Annotated in this window: 19 protein-coding genes, 1 tRNA gene and 1 pseudogene; 6 read left to right on the plus strand and 15 right to left on the minus strand. The window is 71.4% G+C overall.

What is annotated here, in order from left to right:
* Window positions 1-320: 320 nt before the first annotated feature.
* The 7 genes from pheA to ACWC91_RS19205 form a co-directional block, all read right to left on the minus strand.
* On the minus strand, window positions 321-1,253 hold the full coding sequence (gene pheA, locus ACWC91_RS19175; RefSeq protein WP_225076398.1) for a prephenate dehydratase: 933 nt from the start codon (window positions 1,251-1,253) through the stop codon (window positions 321-323).
* A gap of 107 nt (window positions 1,254-1,360) precedes the next feature.
* Window positions 1,361-2,659, minus strand: coding sequence for an iron uptake transporter deferrochelatase/peroxidase subunit (efeB, locus tag ACWC91_RS19180; protein WP_281155652.1), 1,299 nt, complete (start codon window positions 2,657-2,659; stop codon window positions 1,361-1,363).
* An 8-nt stretch (window positions 2,660-2,667) separates the two neighbouring features.
* Window positions 2,668-4,656 carry a copper resistance CopC/CopD family protein gene (locus ACWC91_RS19185; protein WP_450642641.1) on the minus strand — a complete coding sequence of 663 codons (1,989 nt, stop codon included), beginning with the start codon at window positions 4,654-4,656 and terminating at the stop codon, window positions 2,668-2,670.
* Between the two features lie 13 nt (window positions 4,657-4,669).
* Window positions 4,670-5,143: a copper chaperone PCu(A)C gene (locus ACWC91_RS19190; RefSeq protein ID WP_281155654.1), complete on the minus strand. Its 474-nt coding sequence runs from the start codon at window positions 5,141-5,143 to the stop codon at window positions 4,670-4,672.
* Window positions 5,140-5,790: an SCO family protein gene (locus ACWC91_RS19195; protein ID WP_450642639.1), complete on the minus strand. Its 651-nt coding sequence runs from the start codon at window positions 5,788-5,790 to the stop codon at window positions 5,140-5,142. Before ACWC91_RS19195 ends, ACWC91_RS19190 begins: the two co-directional genes overlap by 4 nt.
* Window positions 5,791-5,883: 93 nt before the next feature.
* Window positions 5,884-6,615, minus strand: coding sequence for a YcnI family copper-binding membrane protein (locus ACWC91_RS19200; protein ID WP_376501285.1), 732 nt, complete (start codon window positions 6,613-6,615; stop codon window positions 5,884-5,886).
* 166 nt (window positions 6,616-6,781) lie between these two features.
* Window positions 6,782-7,648: a hypothetical protein gene (locus ACWC91_RS19205; RefSeq protein ID WP_450642637.1), complete on the minus strand. Its 867-nt coding sequence runs from the start codon at window positions 7,646-7,648 to the stop codon at window positions 6,782-6,784.
* Between the two features lie 222 nt (window positions 7,649-7,870).
* On the opposite strand from ACWC91_RS19205, the gene ACWC91_RS19210 reads away from it, so the two are divergent.
* The gene (locus ACWC91_RS19210; RefSeq protein ID WP_225076391.1) at window positions 7,871-8,317 is read left to right on the plus strand and encodes an ATP-binding protein; all 447 of its coding nucleotides are present in this window, start codon (window positions 7,871-7,873) and stop codon (window positions 8,315-8,317) included.
* Window positions 8,318-8,429: 112 nt separating this feature from the next.
* Here ACWC91_RS19210 and pdxR read toward each other — a convergent pair whose 3' ends face one another.
* The 3 genes from pdxR to ACWC91_RS19225 form a co-directional block, all read right to left on the minus strand.
* Window positions 8,430-9,794 (minus strand): MocR-like pyridoxine biosynthesis transcription factor PdxR, encoded by a 1,365-nt coding sequence (pdxR, locus tag ACWC91_RS19215; RefSeq protein WP_225076390.1) that lies wholly within the window; start codon window positions 9,792-9,794, stop codon window positions 8,430-8,432.
* A 98-nt stretch (window positions 9,795-9,892) separates the two neighbouring features.
* The gene (locus tag ACWC91_RS19220) at window positions 9,893-11,374 is read right to left on the minus strand and encodes an aminopeptidase P family protein (protein WP_450642636.1); all 1,482 of its coding nucleotides are present in this window, start codon (window positions 11,372-11,374) and stop codon (window positions 9,893-9,895) included.
* A 76-nt stretch (window positions 11,375-11,450) separates the two neighbouring features.
* The gene (locus tag ACWC91_RS19225) at window positions 11,451-12,986 is read right to left on the minus strand and encodes a PP2C family protein-serine/threonine phosphatase (protein WP_281155657.1); all 1,536 of its coding nucleotides are present in this window, start codon (window positions 12,984-12,986) and stop codon (window positions 11,451-11,453) included.
* Between the two features lie 503 nt (window positions 12,987-13,489).
* Between ACWC91_RS19225 and ACWC91_RS19230 the strand changes: the two genes are divergently transcribed.
* The gene (locus tag ACWC91_RS19230) at window positions 13,490-14,155 is read left to right on the plus strand and encodes a bifunctional DNA primase/polymerase (RefSeq protein ID WP_141359922.1); all 666 of its coding nucleotides are present in this window, start codon (window positions 13,490-13,492) and stop codon (window positions 14,153-14,155) included.
* Window positions 14,156-14,210: 55 nt separating this feature from the next.
* Entirely contained in the window at window positions 14,211-14,801 is a 591-nt protein-coding gene (locus tag ACWC91_RS19235) for a hypothetical protein (RefSeq protein WP_450642634.1), read from the plus strand.
* A gap of 287 nt (window positions 14,802-15,088) precedes the next feature.
* On the opposite strand, the gene ACWC91_RS19240 is transcribed toward ACWC91_RS19235, so the two are convergent.
* The 3 genes from ACWC91_RS19240 to ACWC91_RS19250 all read right to left on the minus strand — a co-directional run bounded on the left by ACWC91_RS19240 (window position 15,089) and on the right by ACWC91_RS19250 (window position 17,800).
* Window positions 15,089-16,054: a DUF5926 family protein gene (locus ACWC91_RS19240; RefSeq protein WP_225076386.1), complete on the minus strand. Its 966-nt coding sequence runs from the start codon at window positions 16,052-16,054 to the stop codon at window positions 15,089-15,091.
* A gap of 210 nt (window positions 16,055-16,264) precedes the next feature.
* The gene (locus ACWC91_RS19245; RefSeq protein WP_225076385.1) at window positions 16,265-16,903 is read right to left on the minus strand and encodes an ATP-binding protein; all 639 of its coding nucleotides are present in this window, start codon (window positions 16,901-16,903) and stop codon (window positions 16,265-16,267) included.
* Between the two features lie 69 nt (window positions 16,904-16,972).
* Window positions 16,973-17,800 carry a glycerophosphodiester phosphodiesterase gene (locus tag ACWC91_RS19250; protein ID WP_225076384.1) on the minus strand — a complete coding sequence of 276 codons (828 nt, stop codon included), beginning with the start codon at window positions 17,798-17,800 and terminating at the stop codon, window positions 16,973-16,975.
* Window positions 17,801-18,060: 260 nt separating this feature from the next.
* Here ACWC91_RS19250 and ACWC91_RS19255 point away from each other — a divergent pair, with 260 nt between their 5' ends.
* Both ACWC91_RS19255 and ACWC91_RS19260 read left to right on the plus strand, forming a co-directional pair.
* Window positions 18,061-19,497 (plus strand): S1C family serine protease, encoded by a 1,437-nt coding sequence (locus ACWC91_RS19255; RefSeq protein ID WP_281155658.1) that lies wholly within the window; start codon window positions 18,061-18,063, stop codon window positions 19,495-19,497.
* A gap of 173 nt (window positions 19,498-19,670) precedes the next feature.
* Window positions 19,671-19,757: transfer RNA gene (locus ACWC91_RS19260), tRNA-Ser, on the plus strand.
* A gap of 443 nt (window positions 19,758-20,200) precedes the next feature.
* On the opposite strand, the gene ACWC91_RS19265 is transcribed toward ACWC91_RS19260, so the two are convergent.
* Window positions 20,201-20,404, minus strand: coding sequence for a hypothetical protein (locus tag ACWC91_RS19265; RefSeq protein ID WP_376501293.1), 204 nt, complete (start codon window positions 20,402-20,404; stop codon window positions 20,201-20,203).
* A 567-nt stretch (window positions 20,405-20,971) separates the two neighbouring features.
* Here ACWC91_RS19265 and ACWC91_RS19270 point away from each other — a divergent pair.
* Window positions 20,972-22,210: a hypothetical protein gene (locus ACWC91_RS19270; protein ID WP_450642631.1), complete on the plus strand. Its 1,239-nt coding sequence runs from the start codon at window positions 20,972-20,974 to the stop codon at window positions 22,208-22,210.
* 161 nt (window positions 22,211-22,371) lie between these two features.
* On the opposite strand, the pseudogene ACWC91_RS19275 reads toward ACWC91_RS19270, so the two are convergent.
* Window positions 22,372-22,626, minus strand: a pseudogene (locus ACWC91_RS19275) (transposase); the annotation flags it as partial.

The following is a 22,626-nucleotide window of genomic DNA, read 5'->3' on the forward strand; positions in this document are numbered from 1 at the left end:
TCCACAGGCTGTGTGGAAGATCTGTGGATTTCGGAATTGATCACTCCGGAAGCGTCGTGCGGAGGGAGGAATTCCTGTCTCGAAGCGCCCGGACGCCCACTTTCGGCGGAAAGGGGTCGCCCCAAAAGATGAACCAAAGGAGACGAGTGGACGAAGGGTGACCTGTGGGGCCTTGACCGATCTTGAGGGCTGGAGGGCGATTTGTCGACTGAGTCCCCGTTGGGTGTCGACTTGTCCCCAGGTCGAGAGAGGGGGGTGTGGATAACTTCTGTGGACAACCAACATCCGTGGCCGGCACCGGCCGGAAGCGGCACAACCGGCTAGAAACGGCCGTCCTGGCAGCGTGCCACCCAGTCCGCCGCCGCCACGAACTCCTGGTCCGAGGTCCCGGCCAGCGGAGGCCGTACGTCCGCCGTGTCGCCGTCCGCCCGCGGGTACGAGCCCAGGAAGCGCACCTGGAGGCAGATCCGCTTGAGGCCCATCAGGGCCTCCGCCATCCGGCGGTCGTTGATGTGGCCCTCGGCGTCGATGCAGAAGCAGTAGTTGCCGATGCCGGCGCCCGTCGGGCGGGACTGCAGCAGCATCAGGTTGATACCGCGGGTGCTGAACTCGCCCAGCAGGTCGCGCAGCCCGCCGGGATGGTCGTCGCGCTGCCACAGCACCACGGACGTCTTGTCCGTGCCGCTCGGCGCGGCGGGCCGAGCGGGCCGGCCGACCAGCACGAACCGTGTCTGCGCGTTCTCCGCGTCGTGGATGCCCGTCTCCAGGGGCACGAGCCCGTACCGCGCGGCCGCGAACTCACCGGCGAACGCGGCGTCGTAGCGGCCCTCCTGGACCAGGCGTGCGCCGTCCGCGTTCGAGGCGGCCGACTCCCAGACGGCGTCCGGGAGGTTCGCCGAGAGCCAGTTGCGCACCTGCGGCTGGGCGGCCGGGTGGGCGGTGACCGTCTTGATGTCCGACAGCGTCGTACCGGGCCTGACCAGCAGCGCGAAGGTGATCGACAGCAGCACCTCGCGGTAGATCATCAGCGGCTGGCCCGCGACCAGCTCGTCGAGCGTGGTGGTGATGCCGCCCTCGACGGAGTTCTCGATCGGCACGAAAGCGGCCTCGGCAGCGCCGGCCCGGACGGCGTCCAGCGCCGACTGCACGGACACGTACGGGACCAGTTCCCGCGTGGCCGTCTCGGGAAGGGTGCGCAGGGCGACTTCGGTGAAAGTGCCCTCGGGGCCGAGATACGCATAGCTCGCTGGCATGACCTCACCCTAATGGCCTGGGCCGGACCCGGCTCGCGTGTCTCACGGAAGCCCCTCCCCCGGGTGAACCGGGTGTGACGGGTGTGATCGCACCGGTTCCGCCGTGCTCACCCCTCCAGCAGCCGCTGCCCCACGTACTCGCCCTTCGCCGCCCCGCCCGGGACCGCGAACAGACCGCTCGCCTCGTGCCGGATGTACGCCGACAGCGCGTCGCCGCGGTCCAGCTTGCGCTGCACCGGTACGAAGCCGCGCAGCGGGTCCGCCTGCCAGCAGATGAACAGCAGGCCCGCGTCCGGGGTGCCGTCGGCGTCGAAGCCGTCGTGATAGGAGAAGGGGCGCCGGAGCATGGCCGCGCCCCCGTTCTGGTCGGGCCGGGTGATCCGGGCGTGGGCGTTGACCGGGACCACGTAGGTGCCGTCCTTGCCGGTCTTCTCCAGGTCCATCGCGGTCGTCTCGGTGCCCCCGCCGAGCGGCGCCCCGTCGGACTTGCGGCGCCCGATGACGTCCTCCTGCTGGGTGAGCGGCAGCTTCTCCCAGTCGTCGAGGAGCATCCGGATGCGGCGTACGACGACGTAGGAGCCGTTCGCCATCCAGGCCGGCTCGCCGTTCGCGGGCACGAAGAGGCGCTGGCCGAAGTCCGGGTCGGCCGGCTTCGGGTTGCGGGTGCCGTCGATCTGCCCCATCAGGTTGCGGGCCGTCATGGGATGCGCGGTGGCTCCGGGGGAGCGGTTGAAGCCGTTCATCTGCCAGCGGACGCGGGCGGCACCGCCCGCGTCCTTCTGGAGGGCGCGCAGGGCGTGGAAGGCGACCAGCGCGTCGTTCGCGCCGATCTGCACCCAGAGATCGCCGTTGCTGCGGGACTTGTCGAGCCGGTCGGAGGAGAAGTCGGGCAGCGGGTCGAGAGCGCCGGGCCGCTGCCGGCGCAGATCCGTCCGGTCGAAGAAGGAGTGGCCGAAGCCGAAGGTGACCGTCAGCGCCGAGGGGCCCGCGTCCCGTGCCACGTCGGTGTCGTCGTGTGCGGCCGGTTCACCCGCCATCAGCCGCTCGGCCGTCGCCGACCAGCGGCGCAGCAGCGCGGCGGCCTCCTTGCGGCCCGCTCCGGGCGCGAGGTCGAAGGCGACGACATGGCCGCGGGCCTGGAGGGCGTCGGTGATGCCGGGCTGATGTTTCCCGTGAAACATCGCCCGGTCGGCGCCGAGCGAGGTGAGCGGGGTGGCACCGGCGGGCGCCGCCGTATAGCCGAGGCCCGTGCCGGCCGCGCCGAGGACGAGCCCGGTGGCACCGGCCGTGCCGAGCAGTCGCCGGCGCGACACGCCCGCTCCCGCGGCGGTGCCCGCCCGAGCGGACGCGGTCGCCGCGGGCGAGGGGTTCGGGGAGGTGGCCTCCGGGGTGGCCTGGTCGGTCATGGTGCGGTTCAGCCGATCTGCGTGTTCTTGGTGACGGTCACCTGGTCGATGTCGGAGGTCCGCACGGTCACGGCGACCTGCCAGTCGCCCGCCATGGGGATCTGCACCCCGCTCGCCACCCAGTGTCCGGTGGTGACGTGGTCGGGGTTCACCGGGAGCGGTCCGAGGTCCTTCGCGGCCAGCGTGAAGGCGATCTTGAGCTCGGTGATGTCGCGGAGGCGCCCGTTCGGCCCGAGGGAAAAGATGTGCAGCTCGTTGCCGCCCACGCGCGCGGGGTCGATGTCGATCCGTACGACGCCCTTGCCGTCCTTGCCGCCGGTGTCGAACGGCATGTCGAGGGTGACCGCGCCCACCCCGGAGGACGAGGACGAGGACGCGGGCGACGACGTGGCGGTCCTGGCCTCCGTCTCCGTGCGCCCCGGTTCGGTCTGCGTCAGCACGGTGGTGACGGCGAGCAGCACGACGGCGACACCCGCTTCCATCAGTACGGACCGGCGCAGCCCGAAGCGGTGGGGGTCGGCGTCCCGCAGCCGCTTCCGCCGTGCGGTGTCCACGGCGGCCTGCTGCCGGGCGAGCTGGGCGGCCCGCCGGGCGGCCTCCCCCTTCGCCGTCTTTCCACCAGGCTTGGCCTTGCCGCCGCCGGCTTTCCCGGTTTCGGTCTTCCCGGTCCCGGGCTTCCCGGCCCCGGCCTTCGCGTCCGGGCCGGGATTCCTGCCCGCGGTCGCCGCGACCTTCGTGCGTGCCTTGGCCGGTGCCTTCGCGGCGGCCGTCTGCGCCAGTCGGCCCGTCCAGCGGCGGGAGGTCCAGGCGACGCCGACCATCAGCGCCACCAGACCGACCTTGACGAGGAGCAGCTGTCCGTAGCGGGTGTCGGTGAGCGCCGACCAGGAGCCGACCTGGCGCCAGGACTGATAGGTGCCGGTGGCGACCAGCGCCAGGACGGAACCGAAGGCGACCTGGGAGAAGCGGCGTACGGCCGCGGTCTCGACCGGGGTCTCGGCGGGCGCCCGGTACAGCGCGACCAGGAGGGCGACGAGACCGCCGAGCCAGGCGGCCACGGCGAGCAGATGGACGACGTCGACCGGCATCGCGATGCCCGGCTGGAGCCCGGTCGAGGCGTGCTCGGACATGGCCCAGCTGGCCGCGAGTCCGACGGCGACCACGGTGCCGCCGATCGCGAGCCCGAAGGTCAGGTCGCGCTTCTCGTCGTCCGCGCGCTTCTGGTACTCCCCGAAGAGCACCGCGACGAACAGCGCCGCCGCGGCGAGCAGCAGCAGCCGGGAGACGAGGGCCGCCCCGGTCTTGGTCTGGAGCACCTGCCCGAGGAGCGTCAGGTCGACGACGTCCCCGATCTTTCCGGAGGTGGTGTAGGAGCCGCGCAGGAGCAGCAGCGCGAGCGTGGACGCGGTGAGCGCGACCCAGCCGGAGACGACGAGCCGTTGCACCGCCCGCACTCCCGAGCCGCGCTGCCAGCAGGCCAGTACGAAGGCGGCACCGCCGGCCAGGACGACGAAGCCGGCGTACGACACGTACCGCCCGATCCCGTAGAGCCCGCCGACGATCCCGCCGCCCGGCGTCTGGTCGCCGACCGCGGCGGAAGTCTTGGAGGGGGCGCCGATGGAGAAGGTGTAGGCACCGCCGACGGGGTGACTGTCGGCCGAGACCACCTGGTAGGCGACGGTGTAGGTGCCGTCCGGCAGTCCGCTGCGCAGCCGCACGGCATACGTCGTCCCGCTGACGTTGGCGGGCTTCCCGGCGTCGACGCGGTTGCCCTTGGGATCCAGGACGCGCAGCGAGTCGTCGCTCATGGCGACCTGTTCGGAGAAGGTCAGCGACACCTGGGCGGGCGCCTTGTCGACCACCGCCCCCTGCTGCGGATCGCTGCCGGTCAGCGCGGCGTGCGCGGAGGCCGGGGCGGCTCCGGCGAGGAGCACGCCGACGACGGCCATGAGCAGCAGCATCAGGGTCCGGAAGCGTGGGGCGATGGTCTGCGACAAGGTGGTCCCTCCCTCAGTGTCCGGTCGTGGGGTTGTACGTGGCCGATTTCACCGGCATCTCGACCTTGACGGTGCCGGACTCGGCGAAGTGCAGTTCGACGAGGACCGTCTGGCCCTGCCGGGGCGCGCGCTTCAGCTGGTCGAACATCAGGTGGCTGCCGCCGCTCTCGAACACGAGCCGCCCGTGGGCGGGGACGGTGAGGGGGCCCGCCTCCTTCATGACCCCGCCGGCGGTCTGGTGCACGGTGACGTCCTCGGCTTCGGCGCTGGTGACCGAGGTGAGTTCGTCCTTGGCGCCGCCCTTGTTCTCGATGGTCAGGAAGCCGGCCGCCATCGCGGCCGAGAGCGGCTGGGGCATGTAGGCGGAGTGGACGGACAGTTCGGCCTTCGCGTCACCGGTCCCGGAGAACGCGGCGCAGCCGGTCAGCAGGGCGGTACCGGTCAGGGCCGCGGCCAGGAGCGCCGCCGTCGGTGCCGGCCGCCTCACGGGTTCTCCCCCTTGACGATCCTGGGGAGGTCCTTGGTGTAGTCGTCGACGGTGGCGTCCTCGCCGTAGAGGACGTATCCGGCGTCGGTCTTCGGGGAGAACGCGATCACCTGGGTGCCGTGCATCGAGACGAGCTTGCCGTTCTTGTCCTTCGTGGTCGGCTCGATGGAGATGCCCAGGGTGCGCGCGCCGGCCTGGATGGTGGAGAAGGCGCCGGTGAGCCCTATGAACTGCGGGTCGATCATCTTGAGCCACTTGCCGAGTTCGGCCGGGGTGTCGCGGTCCGGGTCGGTCGTGACGAACACCACGCGCAGGTCGTCCTGCTCGGCCTTGGACAGTGCCTTCTTGGCGACCGCGATGTTGTTCATGGTCAGCGGGCAGGCGTCGGGGCAGTGGGTGTAGCCGAAGTAGACCAGCGTCGGGTGGCCGGCGGTCTCCTTGCGGAGGTCGTACTGCTTTCCCTGGGTGTCGGTGAGGACCAGGTCCGGCTTCTCGAACGGCTTGTCGAGGACGGTCGCGGCCTTCTGCGAGGTGTCCTCGGAGACGACGGCGACGGGCTTCCCGCCGTCGTTGCCGCTGCCGCAGGCGGAGAGGGTCAGGGTGGCCGCGGCCAGCAGGGCGGCCGCGACGAAGGTCTTGTTGCGCATAGAGAAATGTCCCAGATGTGAGAACTCCGGCGCGCTCCGGGGGCCGTACGCGAGAGTGGCACGACCCCCGGAGCGCGTGACGGACGAGCCGGATCAGGCGGTGGTGCGCCTGCGGCCGGCGAGTACGCCGTAGGCCACGCCGGCCGCGCCGACGAGGATGCCGACGATGCCGAGGACGCGGGCGGTGGTGTCGCTGCCGCTCTTGGAGGTGTCGGCGGCGGTGGTCTGGGCGGCGGGCTTGGTGTCGGTGGCGGCGTCCTTGGCCGACGCGTCGTGTCCGTCACCCTCCGAGGCCGCGGTCAGCTGAAGCACCGGCGCCGGGTTGTCCGGTTCCGCCTGACCCTCCTGCGGCACCTCGATCCAGCGCACGACCTCCTTGTTGGAGTACGTCTGGATCGCCTTGAAGACCAGCTGGTCGGCGTCCTCGGGCAGGGTGCCGATGGAGACCGGGAACTTCTGGAAGAAGCCGGGCTTGATGCCGTCGCCGTCGGCGGTCCAGGTGACCTTGGTGACCGCTTCGGAGATCTTCTTGCCGTGCATCTCCAGCGGCTTGTCCAGCTGGGACTTGGTGACGTCGATCTTCCAGCCGGTCATCGGCTGCGGCATCACGGAGGCCAGCGGGTGGTCGGTCGGGAAGTTGACCTCGACCTTGGTGGTGGAGGCGTTGTCGCGCTCGTTGGGGACCTTGAAGTCGACGACGGCGTAGCCGCCCTTGGCGGCGGAGCCCTCCGGCTGGACGCTGACGTGCGCGAATGCCGGGGCGGACAGGGCGAGGACGGCCGAGCCGGCGACGACGGCGGTGGCGACGAGTCGAGAAGCCTTCATAGGGGGTGCACTCCACTTCGAGTGAGTTCCGGTGTCTGAGGGGTGCGCGTGCGGGGTGGGACCGGTGTCCCGGTGTTCCCGCCGGGCGGGCACGCGCGCGCGTGCCGCACGACGGCGGCCGCTCCCCCGGCGGAGACCCGCTCGGTGGGGTGGTGGTCGCGTCGCGTCAGGCAGCGAGGACGAGTGCGGCGGCGGCCGGCGGGCCGCGGCGGATCACCGTGTGCTGGAGTGCGGTGGTGTGGGGGACGAGGGGCGCGGAGTCGGCGGTGCGCCGGAAGCGCAGGCCGGTGCCGGCCGCCGTGGGCAGCCCGGCGCACAGGGCGCGCACCAGGGCGAGCGCCCCGCGCAGGGACCGAACGAGCGCGGCCTCGGCGACTCCGTGCGCCGACAGCTCGATCAGCCGCAGCAGGGCGAGGTCGCCGCGCCGCAGCACCCAGCCCGTGGCGACGGCGGCCAGGACGTGGACGATCAGCATCGGCAGGGACGGCAGCAGCGCGGCGGCCGCGCCGATGGAGAACGGGGAGCCCGCGGGGTGGTGCGGGGCGCTCGGGCCCGTGCCGGCGCCGACGTAGGCGTGCGCGTCGACGAGTATCCGGTAGGCCTGGGCCGGGCTGATCACGGCGGCGGTGGCCCCGCACACGTACCGGGCGGCCTGCTGGACGAGCTCGGCGTCGGACAGGACGGGCAGCGAACCCGTCGGTGCCGTCGATCCCGTGGAGCCCATGGTCGTGGCACCGGAGGCCATGGCGCCCATGCCGCTCTGCCCCATGCCGAACAGGCTGTGCAGCACGGTCTGACCGACCACGAGCAGCGTCGCGATCCCCGGCAGGGAACGCGCGCGCCCGGCGAGGGGCGCCACCACGACCAGCGCCCCCAGGAACCCCGCGCCCAGCGTCCACAGCGGCACCGCGGCGCAGGAGGCCAGCGTGTGCCCGGCCGCGGCCAGCACGACGCAGACCGCGGCGAACACCGCGGCCCGAAGGATCCTGAGACCGCGTCCGGCGGGTGCCGTGCGCGGGCGGGGGGCAGACATGGCGGCCTCATCATCCCACTGGACCCGGGCCCTTCGTACGGCAGGTCCACAAGATGCGGTAGATCCGGAAGGTCACGTTCTGATGTCGTCGGCCCGCACATACACCGATTCCGCGCCCCGCCGCGTCCGCCGATCGGACCGTGTCGTGTCAACGCCGTGCTTACGGCAGGGCACTCGGGGCAATACGTAACGGTATGTCGAGCCGCGCCGGGAGGCTGGAGCATGAGCATCTGGTGGTCACTCCATCTGCGGCGTGACGCCGCGAGCGTGCCGCTCGCGCGGCGACTGCTGCTCGGCACGATGGAGACCGCGGGCGTCGACCCCGACATCTCCTACGACCTGTCCGTGGCCCTGAGCGAGGCCTGCGCGAACGCGGTGGAGTACGGCGGGGACACCGAATCCTCCGGTGGGTACCGCGTCACGGCCTTTCTCGACGGGGAGAAGTGCCGCATCGAGGTGGCCGACGCGGGCCCCGGCTTTCCGCCGGCGGGCCGCCGCCGCCCGGTCCGCGCCGCGCGCGCCGACGCCGAGCACGGCCGCGGCCTGTACCTCATCCAGCAACTCGCCGACCATGTCCACATCCGCAACAGGCCGGGCCGGGGCGGCGCGGTGGTGAGCTTCGACAAGATCCTCAAGTGGCGCGAGGACGCGCCGCTGGTGGCGGTGTAGCGCAGCCGGTCGCGGTGCGGTGTTGTGCGGGACGCCGGCCAGGAGTCCGGGCGTGTCCCGGGTCCGGCGCGATTCTTCGCGGGCCGCGTGCCGTCGGCGGCACGGATCCCGCTCAGGCGCCGGCCAGGAGCTTCGCCAGGGCCTCCAGGGCCTCCGGGTAGACCCGTTCCCGGGGGGTGCCGTAGCCGACGACCACGCCCTGGGGGCGGCCCTCGCCCGGGGTGTGCCAGTGGTCGGCCAGGCGGCCGAGGGCCAGCCCCTCCGCCTCCGCGCGGGCCAGCGTCCCCGCTTCGTCGGCGACGTCCACCAGGGCGTGCAGACCGGCGGCGATCCCGCGCACCCGGCGGGAGCCCAGACGGTCCAGGAGCTGGTCCCGGCGGCGCCGGTAGCGAAGGCGGCACGCGCGTATGTGCCGGTCGTAGGCGTGGCTGTCGATCAGCTCGGCGAGCGCCAACTGGCCGATGGTCTCGGTGTGGTGGTCACTGTGCAGCTTGGCCTCGGCCACCGCGTCGACCAGGTGCGGCGGCAGCACCACCCAGCCCAGTCGCAGGGCCGGCCCCAGCGTCTTGGAGGCGGTGCCCAGATAGGCGACCTGACCCGGCGCCATGCCCTGGAGCGCGCCCACCGGCTGGCGGTCGTAGCGGAACTCGCCGTCGTAGTCGTCCTCGACGATCAGCCCTCCACGCGCGCGTGCCCAGTCGGTCAGCGCCCGCCGCCGCTCCGGGTGCAGGGTCACACCGGTCGGGTACTGGTGCGCCGGGGTGACGACGACGGCCCTCTGCTCGCCCAGGTCCTGGGCGCACACACCGCGTTCGTCGACCCGGACCGGCGCCACTCTGCCGCCCGCCCGCCGCACCACCTCCCGGTGGAAGGGCAGCCCGGGGTCCTCCATGGCGACCTCGGCCCCGTCCAGCACGCGCGTGAGGAGCGCCAGTCCCTGCACGTACCCGGAGGTGATGACGATCCGCTCGGGCGGAGCGATCACCCCGCGCGCCCGCCCCAGATAGCCCGACAGCGCCGTGCGCAGCTCGATCCGGCCGCGCGGGTCGCCGTAGTCGTACGTCAGCGAGGGCGCCGTCGCGATGGCGCGGCGCAGTGCCCGCAGCCAGGCCGCCGCCGGGAAGGTGCCGACGTCCGGGCTGCCCGGCCGCAGGTCGAAACGGGGAGTACGCGCGTGTGCCGCCGCTCCCGGCTCCTGCGCGTCGACGGCCGGCAGGGCGGCGACCCGGGTGCCCGATCCCTGCCGCGCCGTCAGATAGCCCTCGGCGACCAGCTGGTCGTACGCCGCCTTCGCGGTGCCCCGCGAGATGCCGAGTTCGGCGGCCAGCCGGCGGGTCGCCGGCAGCCGTGTCCCGGGCGCCAGCCGCCCGTCCCGCACCGCGTCGCGGAGCGCCTTCTCCAGCCCCGCCCGGCGGCCCGCCGCCGCGTCCGGTTCCAGATGCAGGGCCAACCCGGCACCGGACCAGAAGTCCTCCACGAGAACCCTCCCCCTAGGTACGTGAATTCACGGCCGGGACCCACGCCCCGGCGCAGGACGGCCGGACACCTCGCGGGTGCCCGGCCGTCGGACCCGTATCAGCCCTTCAGCGACGCCATCCAGGCCTCGACCTCGTCGGAGCGGCGCGGCAGGCCGGCCGAGAGATTGCGGTTGCCGTCCTCGGTGACCAGGATGTCGTCCTCGATGCGGACGCCGATGCCGCGGTACTCCTCCGGGACGGTCAGGTCGTCGGCCTGGAAGTACAGGCCCGGCTCGACGGTGAGGACCATGCCCGGCTCCAGCGTGCTGTCGACGTACGCCTCGGTCCGCGCGGCGGCGCAGTCGTGGACGTCCATGCCGAGCATGTGGCCGGTGCCGTGCAGCGTCCAGCGGCGCTGCAGACCCAGCTCCAGGACCCGCTCGACCGGGCCCTCGACCAGGCCCCACTCGACGAGCTTCTCCGCGAGCACGCGCTGGGCGGCGTCGTGGAAGTCGCGGTACTTGGCACCCGGCTTGACCGCCGCGATGCCGGCCTCCTGGGACTCGAACACCGCGTCGTAGATCTTCTTCTGGATCTCGTTGTACGTGCCGTTGACGGGCAGCGTGCGCGTGACGTCGGCGGTGTAGAGGGTGTGCGTCTCCACGCCCGCGTCCAGCAGGAGCAGGTCGCCGGAGCGGACCGGGCCGTCGTTGCGCACCCAGTGCAGGGTGCAGGCGTGCGGGCCGGACGCGCAGATGGAGCCGTAGCCGACGTCGTTGCCCTCGACGCGCGCGCGGAGGAAGAACGTTCCCTCGATGAAGCGCTCGCTGGTCGCCTCGGCCTTGTCGAGGACCTTCACCACGTCCTCGAAGCCGCGCACGGTGGAGTCGACGGCCTTCTGCAGCTCGCCGATCTCGAAGTCGTCCTTGAGCAGGCGCGCCTCGGAGAGGAAGACCCGCAGCTCCTCGTCGCGCTCGGCGGTGACCTTGTCGGTCAGGGCGGCCTCGAGGCCGGCGTCGTAGCCGCGCACGACGCGGACCGGGCCGGTGGCCTCACGCAGCTTGTCCGCCAGTTCGCGCACGTCGGAGGTCCGGATGCCGTACAAGGTCTCGGCCTCGGCCAGGGAGTGGCGGCGGCCGACCCACAGCTCGCCCTGGCCGGAGAGCCAGAACTCGCCGTTCTCACGGTCGGAGCGCGGCAGGAGGTAGAGCGTCCCCTGGTGCCCGTCCGCGGTGGGCTCCAGGACCAGGACGCCGTCCTCGGTCTGGTTGCCGGTGAGGTAGGCGTACTCGACCGAGGAACGGAAGGGGTACTCGGTGTCGTTCGAGCGGGTCTTCAGGTTGCCCGCGGGGATGACCAGGCGCTCGCCGGGGAAGCGTGCGGACAGTGCGGCGCGGCGGCGCGCGGTGTGCTCCGCCTGCTCGACCGGCTCGAGGCCGTGCAGCTCGGTGTCGGCCCAGCCGGACTTCATGTTCTCGGCGAGCTCGTCGGACACGCCCGGGTACAGGCCGTTCTTCCGCTGCTTGATCGGTTCTTCTTCGGCGGTCTCCGGGGTCTCCGGCAGCTCCTGCGCCACGGTCTTCCTCCTCGATACAGCCATTGGGCCATCCCCCATCGTACGGTCGTACGGAAGGGGGCCAGAGGCGGAAGCACCTGTTACCGGATCACCGGGCGGCCTACTCGAAGCACGCCGCCAGCAGTGCCACGTCCTCCGCGCCGCCGGTCACGTCGAGACCGTTCGGCAGGAGCGTGTGCAGGACGTGGTCGGCGACGGCCCCCGGGTCGTGGCGCAGCGTGCGCGGGACGCTCGCCGCGGCCGCGTGCAGCCGGGCGAAGGCACGGTCCACGGCATCGCCGGTGCGGTGCAGCAGCCCGTCGGTGTAGAGCAGCACCGTCTCGCCCGCGGCCACCTGGAACTCCACGCTCGGCGCCTCCCAGCAGGCGAGCATGCCCAGCGGCGCGGACACGGACGTCTCCACGAACTCCGTGCGCCGTTCGCCGAGCACCAGCGGCGGGCAGTGCCCGGCGCCCGCCAGGGTGATGCGGCGCAGGGCGGGTTCGCAGTAGGCGAACAGGGCCGTGGCGGAGCGGGCGGGCTCGGTCAGCCGCAGGAGCAGTTCGAGGTCGGACAGGACGGCGACGGGATCCTCGCCCTCCATCACCGCGTACGCCCGCAGGGACGCCCGCAGCCGGCCCATCGCGGCGATCGCGCCCGGCCCGGCGCCGGTGACCGAGCCGACCGCGAGGCCGAGCGCGGCCTCGGGCAGTGGCAGCGCGTCGTACCAGTCGCCGCCGCCGCGGGGCCCGGTGCGGTGCCGGGAGGCGAGCTGGACACCGGGGACGCGGGGCAGCCGGGAGGGCAGCAGCTCCTCGTAGACCGTCGCCATGCACGCGCGCGTGCGCTCGGTGTCGAGCAGGCGCGCCAGGTGCTCGGTGGCGAAGCGGAGGTAGAGGCCGGCGAGGTGGCGCTGACGCTCCACCGGTTCGGCGGGCTCGTCGTAGAACCAGACGGCGGCGCCGAGTCGGCCGGCGGTCTCGGTGGACAGGGGCAGCGCGTAGCTGGCGGCGTAGCCGAGGCGGCCGGCCACCTCGCGGTGGCGCGGATCGAGGCCGTCCTCGGCGAACAGGTCGGGGCGCACGACCTCGCCGTCGCCGCCCGGCAGCCCGGCCGCGGTGTCCAGGAGCGTCCCGTAGGGCATCGCGCTGCGCGGCACGGTCTCGATGTGGCCGAGATCGGCCCGTGCGAGACCGAGGCCGATGGTGGTGTCGGGGCCCAGTCCGTCGTCCGGTTCGAGGACGGCGAGGCCGCGCCGGGCGCCGACGAGGGCGGCGCCGGCGCGCAGCAGTTCCTTCAGGGCGGCGTCGAGTCCGTTCGTACGGGCCAGCCGTTCGGTGAGCTCGTTCAGAGTGGTGAGGTCGGAGACCCAGCCGGCGAGCCGGTCCTGGAGGAGGGCGCCCGGCGGAGGGGGCGCGTGCGGGCCGGACGGACCGCTCGGGGAGGGGTCCGGAGCAGCGGGCGAGGGTGCGACAGTGTGTGCGGGTGCCGGAACCGTCGAATCGATTCCAGCCACTTTCGGAGGGTGGGGGGCGTTCATGGCGTCCGGCTTTCCGACCGGTGCGTATTGCTCAAAAGCATCGCAAACCCCCATGTCATTCTGCGCCGCCAGCAGTGTCTCCACATGTACACGCACTCGTGAGGGGATGTCCAGCATTGTCCTGCCGGGTTTCCTGGTGTCAGAGGGGTTCTCGGGGTCTTCTTCCCAACCTCTTGCTAAAAGGGGAAGTTGGCTTGAAACTGCCTCGGGTGACGGCCTGTTGCGGTCGACTGGGCTTGCTCGACAGAGCGTCACAGCGGTCGTGATGGGTACGTACTCGGAGAAGGCCAGGGGTGGTTGGGGGCTACCCGGAACCTGGCGACGGACCCGGGCGTCTTAGCCACCGACGGCCGTGCCCCATCCTTGCGCGATGGAGGCGGAGAGCAGAAGACAAGACGGCATAACGCCACGCTCCGCCACCCCGCGCCACGCCCATGCTTCTGGTAGACGCAGTATGGACGGGGCTGCCGTGGAAGCAGCCGATGCTCGGCCCATAGGGGTTCCCCGTGCCTGAAGGCAGGGGTGTGATGCGCCAACAGGTACGCACAGTGCAGTGATCGACACATGATGTGAGTGGTCCACGGTGTTGCCAGCGGTGCAACGGAAAGGAACGAGCGCTCATGCGCGAGATCCCCGGAAGGCGACGCAGGCTCCCGTCCCAGCACAGTGACGGGGGGCCTGAGCCCATCAGCGCGGCCCTGACCTTCGCGACCCGGTGGCAGTGGCCCGTGCTGCCCGGCGTGGCAACGGATCCGCGGCGCGGCGACCGCTGCGGCTGCCCCGACCCGGAGTGCACGGTGCCCGGCGCGCACCCCTTCGAACCCGGCCTCCTCGCGGCCACCGCCGACGCCCGCATGGTGCGCTGGTGGTGGACCAACCGGCCCACCGCGCCGATCGTCCTGGCCACCGGGGGCAAGGCTCCCTGCGCGGTGAGCCTGCCGGCCCTCCCGGCCGCCCGCGCCCTCACGGCGCTCGACCGCGTCGGCATGCGGCTCGGCCCGGTCGTCGCCTCGCCCACGCGTTGGGCGATCCTCGTCAAGCCCTACTCCCTGGAGCAGTTGGGCGAGCTGCTCTACGCCAAGGACTTCGTCCCCGGCTCCCTCCGCTTCCACGGCGAGGGCGGCTACCTCGCCCTGCCCCCCTCCGAGACCGGAGCCGGCCCGATCCGCTGGGAGCGTGCCCCGCTGCCCGGTTCCGCCTCGCCCTGGGTGCCCGATGTGGAGGCCGTGGTCGACGCGGTGGTGGAGGCCCTCACTCGTACGGGTGTGAGCGCCCCCGAGTTCTAGGGGTGTCGCGGCCGCGGCGGGCGAACCGCCCGCCCGGGGTCGTTATCGTCCCCGCATGCTGCGTCGTTCCGCCGGGCCCGGAAGCCGAGTGCCGCGCGGCGGCCCCGATCCCCGGCGTGTCCGCCTGCTCGCCCTTCTGGGCGTCATCGGCTGTGTCGTCGTAATGCCGCTGGCCGGCGCGTCCGCGGGCCAGGTGGGCGACCGGAGCGATACGGGCGCCCGCTCCCTGCCGCCCGGCGACGACAAGATGACCTCCGCCGCGCCCGCCCGTTCCCCGCTGGTGCTCGGCCTGGGGCTCGCGACCGCCGCGCGCTGCGGCCCCGAGATCACCTCGCCCGACGGGGTCGAGGCGCAGACCTGTGTGCTGACCCAGGGCCAGGACACCTGGGCGCGCACCTACTACCGCAACGCGACCGGACGGCCCCTGGACGCCGACCTGACCCTGATGGGTCCGGGCGAGCGCACCGTGCGGACGCGCTGCGCGCCGGCCGGGGGCGACGAGCCGGAGATCTGTGAGACACCGCGGGAGCGCGGCAGGGGGACGGCGGCGGCGTACAGCGCCGTCGCGGAGTTCGCAGAGCGCGGCGGACGTGCCGCGCTGCTGTTGCGATCCGGGAGCAACTCGCCCACGACGACGGGCGGTTGACATGCGACCGCGCTGCGTGAGCGGCAGCGGACACGTAAGCGCCCGGTTGCTGGCGACGGGGGATGCACCAGCAACCGGGCTACTGGAACGGTAACAAGAGATCGGCAGTTCGCAAATTCGATCCCGGCTTTCCAGTCACCGGGTGGACGGCTTTCCGGTCACCGACTCGCTTGAGCCGTCCACCGGTTGTGACGGGGGTCATCCGATCTGCCCGAGCGGGACGGGGGGCCGGGCGGCCGACCGGAGGGCCGGGCGGCCGACCGGAGGGCCGGCCGCCCCGCCGTTACTCAGCTCAGCGTGACCTGGCGGTTGGTCAGACCACCGCGGGCCCGGCGCTCGTCCCCGGTCAGCGGCGTCTGCGTGGCCAGCGCGGCGGCCAGTTGTTCGGCGAACTCGGCGGCCGGCTTCTCCACGTCCTGGGCGCCCATCTCGCTCGGCAGGTCCCACACGGGCACGGTGAGGCCGTGCGCCCGGAAGGAGCCCACGAGACGGGTGCCTTCACCGAGGTTCGAACGGCCCGCCGCGTGCAGTCGCGCGAGAGCGTCCAGAAGCTGCTCCTCCGCGTGCGGCATGACCCAGCGCAGGTGGTTCTTCTCCGGCGTCCGGCACCAGTACGCCGCCTCGACGCTCTCCATGCGCACGGTCGGAATGGCCGCCGCGTTGGCCCGCTCCAGGGAGGCGGTGACATCCGGCGTCGCGTTCTCCGCGTCCGGCACCCAGAACTCGAAGCCCTCGTGCACCACGGGCTCGAAGGGGGCCTCGAGGTCGAGCAGGTCCTGAAGCCGCGGGCCGTCGGCCGGGGCGCGGCGGCCCTGTACGGGGGTGCCGGGCTTGGCCTCCAGGGCACGCAGCAGGGTGTCGGCGAGGTCGCGGCTGATGTCGCCGGACGCCGTGTCGTTCTGCAGGCCGAGCAGCACCGAGCCGTCGTCGCGGCGCAGTGCGGGCCAGGCCATCGGCAGGACCGTGGCGAGCGTGACCGCCGGGACGCCGTCGGGCAGGCCGTCGCGGAGCGCCAGCCCGGCCGTGGCGGCGGGGACCAGCTCGCGCAGCGCCACCCAGTCGCACTCGCCGGGCAGTCCCTCGAAGGGCCGCTGCACCAGCTCGGTCACCGCGTGCGCGGCGGCCCGGCCGTGGCAGGCCTTGTACCGCCGGCCGCTGCCGCACGGGCAGGGCTCGCGCGCACCGACGACCGGGATCTCTCCATCCGTGAGCTGCGGGCGCTTGGCCTTCGTCTGGGGTCGCTTCTTGGCCATCTGGGTGTCTCCCGGTTACGGCTCGTCTCGTACGGCGCGAGCCTAGCCGTTCACGCCGTCAACGACGGGACCCTGTGGACACGGCGGGGGAATGGCGGGTAACGCCGGAATGGCGGCGTGACGCCGGGGAAGGGGGACAACCGGCCGGCTCCGAGCGCCCGCGCGCGGCACGACCCGGGCATCGCCCGGGCGCGGCGCACGCGTGCGTGTTCAGTCCAGGTCGCCGAAGGCGTCCGTGAAGCCCAGGCCGGGCAGGGCCGACACGGACGGTGCGGTGATCCGGGAGGCGAAGTCGTCGCGACGGTGACCGGCGTCCGGGTCGTGCACGTCGTCGTGGACGACCACCCATACGGTGACCTCGCCGCCGACGCCGTCCCGTACCCCCCAGTCGTCGCAGAGGGCGGTGATGATGTTCAGCCCGCGGCCACCGTGCGCGGTGACCGAGGGGGTGGCCGGGGACGGGCGGGTCGGGCCGCCGCCGTCGGTCACCTCGACGATCAGGCTGCCGCCCGCGTCCACCCGCCATGCGGCCCGGACGTCGCCGTCGCCTGCCAGGGCGCCGCGCAGCGGCCGGCCGTGCTTGCAGGCATTGCTCAAGAGTTCGGAAAGGATCAATACGGCGTCGTCGATGACCGATTCCGCCACGCCACCGCTGCGCAACTGATCACGCATCCGGCGTCTTGCTTCCCCCACGCCCGCAGGGCCATGGGGTACGGCCATGCTCGACGACGTGGGCACCTCCTGTGCCACCACCAACGCCACCCCCGAGACCTCCTTCGCCCCACGCCACGGAGTGGATGCCCCACCGGCCTGTACCGGAAACCGGCCGAATCGCGTCCGGCGACGCATTTGGAACGATCGGTCACTCACCGAACGCGCCGGAGCACTCCCTGTCATCGCGGCTGGACCGGAGGCCGGTCAGCGGCCGAGCCGGTGCAGGACCGCGCGCGGGCGGTTGGTGATGATGGCGTCCACCCCCAGGTCCACACAGAGGTCGACGTCCTCGGGATCGTTCACCGTCCACACGTGCACCCGGTGTCCCGCCTGCTTGAGCCGCTCCACGTACACCGGCTGGTTGCGCACGATCCGGATCGAGGGCCCCGCGATCCCGACGCCCGCCGGCAGCCGTCCGTCGCGCAGCCGTGGCGAGACGAACTGCATCAGATAGACCGTCGGCAGGGTCGGCGAGGCCGCCCGCACCCGGTGCAGGGAGCGCGCTGAGAAACTCATCACACGCACCGGCGACCTCGTGGCCGAGGCCGGGGCGTCCAGTCCGAACCGCTTCAGGAGTGTCAGCAGTCGTTCCTCGACCTGCCCGGCCCACCGCGTGGGGTGCTTGGTCTCGATGGCCAGCTCCACCGGCCGACCGGCGTCGGCGACGAGTCCGAGCAGCCGCTCCAGGGTGAGGACGGAGGTGTCCTCGGGGTCCTCGGGCCGTACCTCCCAGTCCGGCTCCTCGAGCCGGCCGCGCCAGGACGCGCGCGTGCGCCAGGAGCCGAAGTCCAGCGCGGCGAGGTCGGCGAGCTCCAGGGCGGACACCGCTCCCCGGCCGTTGGACGTACGGTTGACGCGCCGGTCGTGCACGCAGACGAGATGACCGTCCGCGGTCAGGCGTACATCGCATTCGAGGGCGTCCGCGCCGTCCTCGATGGCCTTCCGGTAGGCGGCCAGCGTGTGCTCCGGGGCGGCCTCGGAGGCTCCGCGGTGGGCGACGACTTGGATGTGGTGCTGCCGTGCGTGGGTCACCGCGTCATGGTGCCACCGCGGCGGAATGGCCGGGGCGGTGGAGAGCCGTCGATAATGTGTCTGTTTCATGTGAGATGACCCATATAAAGAATGCACCCGGACCCACAGCATCGGCTTATGGTGCTCTGACGGCCCGTGGGAAAAGCTGACTACGTACACACCTGCACATGCACAGCTGGAGCGCGCCGGGTCACCGGCGGGCGTGGCGAGCGTGACCGAGTGCGACCGAAAACAACAGCCGTGGAGCAAGGAGAAGAGCTGTGAGCACCGAGAACGAGGGCAACACGGTACCCCCGGCACCGTCCGCACCTCCCGTGCCGGTGGATGCTCCCGCTGCTTCCCCGCACCCGGCCGCCCCCCAGGGCGGCCCTTCCGCACCTCCGCCCCCGGACGCGCCTCCGCACGTCCCGGGAGCCCACGGCGGGGCCGGCGCGCCCGCACCGCAGGGCCACGGCTCGCCCGTCGACGGCTCCTGGCCGCCCCCGTCCTCCGCCGCGCCCGCATACGGGGACGGCGGCACGGGAGGCGCCGGCTGGGGCGCCGCGTACCAGCAGCACCAGCCCGCGCCCAAGCCCGGCGGCCGGCGCGGCGGCCTGGTCGCCGCGGTCCTGGTGGCGGCGCTGGTCGCCGGCGGTCTGGGCGGCGGCCTCGGCTACACACTGGCCAGGAACGACGACAGCAGCTCCACCACGGTCTCGGCCTCCGACGCCGGCGCCTCGCAGATCAAGCGGGACCCGAACTCGATCGCGGGCGTGGCCGCCAAGGCCCTGCCGAGCACGGTCACCATCGAGGCCGAGGGAACCGGCGGCCGGGGCGGCACCGGCACCGGATTCGTCTTCGACACCCAGGGCCACATCGTCACCAACAACCACGTGGTGGCCGAAGCCGTCGACGGCGGCAAGCTCAGCGCCACCTTCCCCGACGGCAGGAAGTACGACGCCGAGGTCGTCGGCCACGCCCAGGGCTACGACGTCGCGGTCATCCGGCTCAAGAACGCGCCCTCGGACCTCAAGCCGCTCGCCCTCGGCGACTCCGACAAGGTGGCCGTCGGCGACGAGACGATCGCCATCGGCGCGCCCTTCGGCCTGTCGAACACGGTGACGACCGGCATCATCAGTGCGAAGAACCGCCCCGTAGCCTCCAGCGACGGCAGCTCCGACAGCAAGGCCTCCTACATGAGCGCCCTGCAGACGGACGCCTCCATCAACCCGGGCAACTCCGGCGGCCCGCTCCTCGACGCACGCGGCGCGGTCATCGGCATCAACTCCGCCATCCAGTCCGCGGGCAGCGGCGGCCTCGGCGGCGCCGGCCAGTCCGGCTCGATCGGCCTCGGCTTCGCCATCCCGATCAACCAGGCCAAGTACGTCGCCCAGCAGCTGATCAAGACCGGCAAGCCCGTCTACGCCAAGATCGGCGCGTCGGTCTCCCTGGAGGACACGACCAACGGCGCCAAGATCACCGACCAGGGCGTCAGCGGCTCGGACCCGGTCGAACCGGGCGGCCCCGCCGCCGAGGCCGGCCTCAAGCCCGGTGACGTCATCACCAAGCTCGACGACCGGGTCATCGACTCCGGCCCCACCCTCATCGGCGAGATCTGGACCCACAAGCCCGGCGACAAGGTCACCGTCACCTACAAGCGCGCCGGCAAGGAGCACACGGCGGAGCTCACCCTCGGCTCCCGCGTCGGCGACAACTGACCCCACGCGCGCCTGTCCTCCACGGAAGGCATGGGCAACGAGCCGAGCGCTGCTCGGCGTGGTGGCCTTCACGACCCGGAGGTCAGCCAGTGGACCCCGTGTGGAGCACGAACCCCGCGAGACGCCGGAGGCCGGTACGCTGTACCCGCTCCGCTCCTGGTGGGCGGTGACGAGGTGGGTTGCCCGAGCGGCCTAAGGGAACGGTCTTGAAAACCGTCGTGGCAGCGATGTCACCGTGGGTTCAAATCCCACACCCACCGCGCATGAGAGCGGCCCCTGACCAGGCGAATCGGTCAGGGGCCGTTGTGCTGAGGGGTGTCCGCTCGGCACCGTGGTTCCCCGAGGTTCCCCGCACGAACGGGCACGGTTGGGGCACGGGCAGCTTCTGCCGTCAACCGCCCTCGAACAGGGTGCTCTTGGGCTTTTGACGCCCCCTCGCAGAAAGTGATCGTCTTTGCTTCATGGCTTTGACGGCGACGTCCTCAATCCGCCGGAGGGGCCGCAGTGTCCTCTGGGCAGCGGTTGCTTTGGTGTTGCTGGTAGCCGGCGGATGGCTGATCAACTACCGCCTGACTTACCACACGTTCGCCTGGTGGGTTCTTCTGCAACGCAACATCGTCGCCGCGACCTGCGACTTAGCCGTCGACGGTTGTCAGCGTTGGTCGTCGTTGAGCACCCTTCGACGGCCCCGAGACCGGATGGGTCATGAGCGGTCGACCACAACAACTCCAGCCGCGAACATCTGCGCGATCACCAGGTCCGCCACCTCGTCATCACAGATCACCTCTGCCATCGGCGGATCGCCTTTCATGATCGGTAGATAGGTGTCGTCGATTCGATAGAGCTCCCACTGATCTCGTTCCGTGGTCCACATCGATGCGTAGGCCGACAGACCTTGTTCGCTCATGGCCACCCCCTGGGCGGAGCCGACCGCCCCCAGCCCCGACGTGTTCTGACCTCATGCCGCGTGTGCCCGCCCGGAGGAGCGGAGCGACGACGGGTGCTTGTAGAGAAAGTCTTACCGCGTGCCGTCTGGGGGCACCGTCTGGGGCCTGTTCCAAGGGCTTTCCCATAACTGTGGTTGCGGACAGCCGCAGCCTGGTCACGTGCTCGGATTCCTTCACAGATGCCGCTCTTCCAGGGTCCCGAACGCACGTCTCCGCGCGAAACCGCCTTCTGGACCCCGCAGGTTGGGTTGGACTCTGGTTACGGTTGACGCGTAGTTACCTGGCGAATCGTGCTCAGCGCTTCCGAGTGCACCGCCACCGAATGGTGTCGGTATGGAACTGGCTGCCGCCGTGAGTGCGCGTGCGGAGTGTCGCTGGCGGCTATTCAGGTGAGGATCTCTCGGTTGAATTGTGATCGTAGCTGGGCGTGTTGCCTTCTCGTCGATTGATCCGACATGAATCATTTCTGTCGGTGTTCCGGTACTACCTACGGGAACGACACTCGCGATCCGCCCGAAGGAGCCCCGATGCGTCTGAGTATCTCTCGTATCGCCCCTATTCTCATGGGACTCATCCTCGCCGCTTTGGGCGTCGTTACGCCACCCGCTACCGCACAAGCTGCCACACCGGGTCCGGACCTACTCGGGGTGTCGCAGTCGGCTACGGCGCCTACCAGCCCGGTGCTCGGCACTCCCTCCGCCAAGGCAAGCAGAACCACTCATGCCACCAGCCGGGCGCTGATTGTGAACGTGACCAGTTGCAGAGAGAGCGACCTGCAAGCCGCGATCGGCGCTGTCGCCACAGTGGGCGGGACGGTCAACCTAAGGCGCGGCTGCACCTACACCCTCACCGACGCCGCACCGCCCAACGACGATAACGGACTTCCAGTCATCAAGAGTAAGGTCACGATCAACGGACGTGGCGACACCATCACCCGAGCCGCAACCGCGGCCAATTTTCGTTTCTTCGAAATCGACGGCGCCAATGGAAACCTCACTCTCAACGCCCTGACCCTCAGTAAAGGTCACGCGTCCACTAGCCTTGGCAACGGCCGGGGCGGTGCCATCTGGCTCAACGGCTCCGGTGCCGCACTGAAGCTGAACAACACCAGCCTCACCACCAACACCGCCGACATCTTTGGCGGGGCCATCGACAACGACAATGGCACGGTGAGCGTCAACAGGAGCACGCTCCGCAACAACAGGGCGAGTTCCGGCGGGGCCGTGTTTGTCAACCCATTCGGAGGTTCCGGCAAGGTGACCTTCGACAGAAGCAGGATCACCGGCAACCACGCAACCAACTTGGCTGGCGGGATCGCCGCCGCCGTCGGCACGACGGTGACGCTGATCAGCACCCGAGTCACCGACAACGACGTCACCGGTGCCAATGCGCAGGGCGGCGGCATCGCGCAAGCCGGAAAAATGACGCTGAAGAAAAGCGAGGTCATCGGCAACGCCATCACCGGTAACAATGCGCAGGGCGGAGGCATCTATAACCTTTCCGGCACGGTGAAGCTCACCAACAGCCCGGTCACCGGCAACACCACCAACGGCACGAACTCCCGCGGTGGCGGCATCTTCAATACGGCCTCCGGCACGGTGGCTCTCACCCGAAGCCCGGTAACCAAGAACCAGGCGCTGGGAACAGGTGCAACCGGTGGCGGCATCTTCAACGCCAGCGGCACGGTGACGCGGATCGCCAGCCCCGTCGCCCGTAACCGGCCCAACAACTGCGGTAGCCCCAGCACCGTACCCGGCTGCTCCTAGCCTCGATCTTTCTTGACGGGCCGACGACCGAGTCGGTGGTCCGTTTCGTTGTCGATGGCTGATGCTGGGCAGGCCGAGGTCCTTAGTGTCGTCTCGGGTGGACGCCGGGTTCCACTGCTCCGGACTGGAACGTTCTCTCGTAGTGCCAGGAGAACCGCTGGTCAGCCGGGGTTGGGCAGGAGTGCGAGCCGTTCGAGAGCGGTGGTGATTTCGAACGTCCAGGGTCAGTGGCGGGCGAGACGGAGGATCCGGCGCCGGCCGGTGGTGGCGAGCTGTCCGGCGGCGGAGAACAGGCGGAACCGCAGCCGGCGGGGCTCCCAGAGCCTGGCCTGGCCGGTCAGGGCGAGCATGGGCATCCAGGCCAGCAGGTCGAGTGCGATCTGGACGATCTCCAGCCAGACCTTGTTCTGCGCGGT

Source organism: Streptomyces sp. NPDC001204, assembly GCF_053598035.1.

What these genes read in the sequence shown, in the direction of transcription:
- pheA (WP_225076398.1), bottom strand. Translation starts at nt 1,253, where the DNA reads ATGCCAGCGAGCTATGCGTATCTCGGCCCCGAGGGCACTTTCACCGAA.
- ACWC91_RS19220 (WP_450642636.1), bottom strand. Translation starts at nt 11,374, where the DNA reads ATGGCTGTATCGAGGAGGAAGACCGTGGCGCAGGAGCTGCCGGAGACC.
- ACWC91_RS19230 (WP_141359922.1), top strand. Translation starts at nt 13,490, where the DNA reads ATGCGCGAGATCCCCGGAAGGCGACGCAGGCTCCCGTCCCAGCACAGT.
- ACWC91_RS19235 (WP_450642634.1), top strand. Translation starts at nt 14,211, where the DNA reads ATGCTGCGTCGTTCCGCCGGGCCCGGAAGCCGAGTGCCGCGCGGCGGC.
- ACWC91_RS19210 (WP_225076391.1), top strand. Translation starts at nt 7,871, where the DNA reads ATGAGCATCTGGTGGTCACTCCATCTGCGGCGTGACGCCGCGAGCGTG.
- ACWC91_RS19245 (WP_225076385.1), bottom strand. Translation starts at nt 16,903, where the DNA reads ATGCGTCGCCGGACGCGATTCGGCCGGTTTCCGGTACAGGCCGGTGGG.
- ACWC91_RS19240 (WP_225076386.1), bottom strand. Translation starts at nt 16,054, where the DNA reads ATGGCCAAGAAGCGACCCCAGACGAAGGCCAAGCGCCCGCAGCTCACG.
- ACWC91_RS19195 (WP_450642639.1), bottom strand. Translation starts at nt 5,790, where the DNA reads ATGCGCAACAAGACCTTCGTCGCGGCCGCCCTGCTGGCCGCGGCCACC.
- ACWC91_RS19205 (WP_450642637.1), bottom strand. Translation starts at nt 7,648, where the DNA reads ATGTCTGCCCCCCGCCCGCGCACGGCACCCGCCGGACGCGGTCTCAGG.
- ACWC91_RS19225 (WP_281155657.1), bottom strand. Translation starts at nt 12,986, where the DNA reads ATGCTGGACATCCCCTCACGAGTGCGTGTACATGTGGAGACACTGCTG.
- ACWC91_RS19200 (WP_376501285.1), bottom strand. Translation starts at nt 6,615, where the DNA reads ATGAAGGCTTCTCGACTCGTCGCCACCGCCGTCGTCGCCGGCTCGGCC.
- efeB (WP_281155652.1), bottom strand. Translation starts at nt 2,659, where the DNA reads ATGACCGACCAGGCCACCCCGGAGGCCACCTCCCCGAACCCCTCGCCC.
- ACWC91_RS19270 (WP_450642631.1), top strand. Translation starts at nt 20,972, where the DNA reads ATGCGTCTGAGTATCTCTCGTATCGCCCCTATTCTCATGGGACTCATC.
- ACWC91_RS19265 (WP_376501293.1), bottom strand. Translation starts at nt 20,404, where the DNA reads ATGAGCGAACAAGGTCTGTCGGCCTACGCATCGATGTGGACCACGGAA.